We start from the raw sequence: 2,013 nt of genomic DNA, 5'->3' as shown, positions 1-2,013 counted from the left end.
ATGCTGGACAGCGCCGTGCTGCTGCTGCGGGAACGTGGCGCCGCGGGCGTGACGGTCGACGCCGTGCTGGCGCACAGCGGGGCGCCGCGAGGATCGGTCTACCACCACTTTCCCGGCGGCCGGAACGAGATCGTGCTCGGCGCGGTCCGCCAGGCCGGGGACTACATCGCCGATATGGTCCGCGACTCCGCGGCCGGAGGCGACGTCCAGCGGACGGTCGAAGGTCTCGTCCGGTTCTGGAAACGCGCTCTGACCAAGACCGAGTTCCAGGCGGGCTGCCCGGTCGCGGCGATGGCGATGGACAGCCGCGACCTCGTTCCCGATGCCGGCGAAGTGGTGCGGGAGATCTTCGCCCAGTGGCACGCGAGTCTCGCCGATGTGTTGTCCGCCGGCGGTTTCCCGGCACCGCGCGCCCAGCGGCTGGCGACCTTGGTCGTGTCCGCGATCGAGGGCGCGATCATCCTCTGCCGCGCGAACCGCGACCTGAGCCCGCTCGACGACGTTCTCGTCGAGATCGCGCCTCTTCTCGAACGAGATGACTAGGAGCCTGCCGATGTGGCAACCCAGCGCCTGCATCCTCTGCGAGTGCAACTGCGGGATCGAGATCCTCGTCGGCGACGACGGCAGGACGTTCGAGAAGATCCGCGGCGACAAGCTCCATCCCGCCTCGGCCGGCTACACGTGCAACAAGGCGCTGCGCCTCGACCTGCACCAGAACGGCAAGACCGGCCGGATCACGCACCCGCTGCGCAGGCGGCCGGACGGCACGTTCGAGGAGATCGGCTGGGACACCGCGATCAGCGAGATCGCGGCGCGCCTGGGCGAGGTCCGGGACAGCTTCGGCGGGGAGACGATCTTCTACTACGGCGGTGGTGGTCAGGGCAACCATCTCGGGGGCGCGTACTCGCCCGCCACCCTGGCCGCGTTCGGCGCCCGCTACCGCTCGTCCGCGCTCGCGCAGGAGAAGACCGGCGAGTTCTGGGTGAACGCCCGCATGCTCGGCAACATCACCCGCGCCGACTTCGAGCACTGCGAGGTCGCGCTGTTCGTCGGCAAGAACCCCTATCAGTCGCACGGTTTCCCGCGCGCCCGCTCGGTGCTCAAGGACATCGCCAAGAACCCCGCACGGTCGATGATCGTGATCGACCCGGTCCGCACCGAAACGGCGGAACTGGCGGACTTCCACCTCCAGGTCCGGCCCGGCACCGACCTCTACCTGCTGACCGCGCTGGCAGCCGTGCTCGTGCAGGAGAACCTGATCGCCGCGGACTGGCTCGCTGAGCACGCGAACGGCTTCGACGCCGTCACGGATGTCCTGCGGCAGGTACCGGTTGGCGACTACTGCGCCGTTTCCGACGTCGACGAAACGCTCGTGCGGACGGTCGCGGCCCGGATCGCCGCCGCCGATTCCGTGGCCGTGTTCGAAGACCTCGGCGTGCAGATGAACCGCGACTCCACGCTCGTGAGCTACGTCGAGAAGCTGGTCTGGCTGCTCACCGGCAACTTCGGCAAACAGGGCGCGCAGTACGTGCCGTCCAGCCTCGTGCCGATCGGCCGCGACCGCGGCCACTCCGGCGAAGAAGGACCGCGCAGCCCGGTCGCGGGCGCGCGGATCATCAGCGGTCTCGTGCCCTGCAACGTGATCGCCGAGGAGATCCTCACCGACCACCCCGCTCGCTACCGGGCGATGCTGGTCGAGAGTGCGAACCCCGCACACTCCCTGGCCGACTCGGCACGGATGCGGGAGGCGTTGCGGGCACTGGAACTCGTGGTCGTCATCGACGTCGCGATGACCGAGACCGCGCGCCTGGCCGACTACGTGCTGCCCGCGCCGACCCAGTTCGAGAAGTTCGAGGCCACGTTCTTCAACTTCGACTTCCCGCGCAACATCTTCCACCTGCGGCACCCCGTCGTGCCCGCACCAGAGGGAGTGCTGCCCGAACCGGAGATGCACGCCCGGCTGGTCGAGGCGTCCGGTGCTCTGTCCGAAGAGGACTACGCCTGTCTCTTATA

2 protein-coding genes are annotated in these 2,013 nt (G+C 68.9%); both read left to right on the top strand.

Annotation, left to right across the window (positions count from 1 at the left end; genetic code table 11):
• Window positions 1–543, top strand: a 543-nt coding sequence (locus UK23_RS36125; RefSeq protein ID WP_045316250.1) for a TetR/AcrR family transcriptional regulator, incomplete at its 5' end; no start/stop codon positions are given.
• Window positions 544–553: 10 nt separating this feature from the next.
• The coding region (locus tag UK23_RS36120; RefSeq protein ID WP_231114835.1) for a molybdopterin-dependent oxidoreductase at window positions 554–2,013 on the top strand (1,460 nt) is incomplete at its 3' end.

The organism is Lentzea aerocolonigenes (genome assembly GCF_000955955.1).
Lineage (GTDB): Bacteria > Actinomycetota > Actinomycetes > Mycobacteriales > Pseudonocardiaceae > Lentzea > Lentzea aerocolonigenes_A.
The sequence above is the reverse complement of the archived record's forward strand: the minus strand, read 5'-3'. Positions and strand labels throughout refer to the sequence as shown.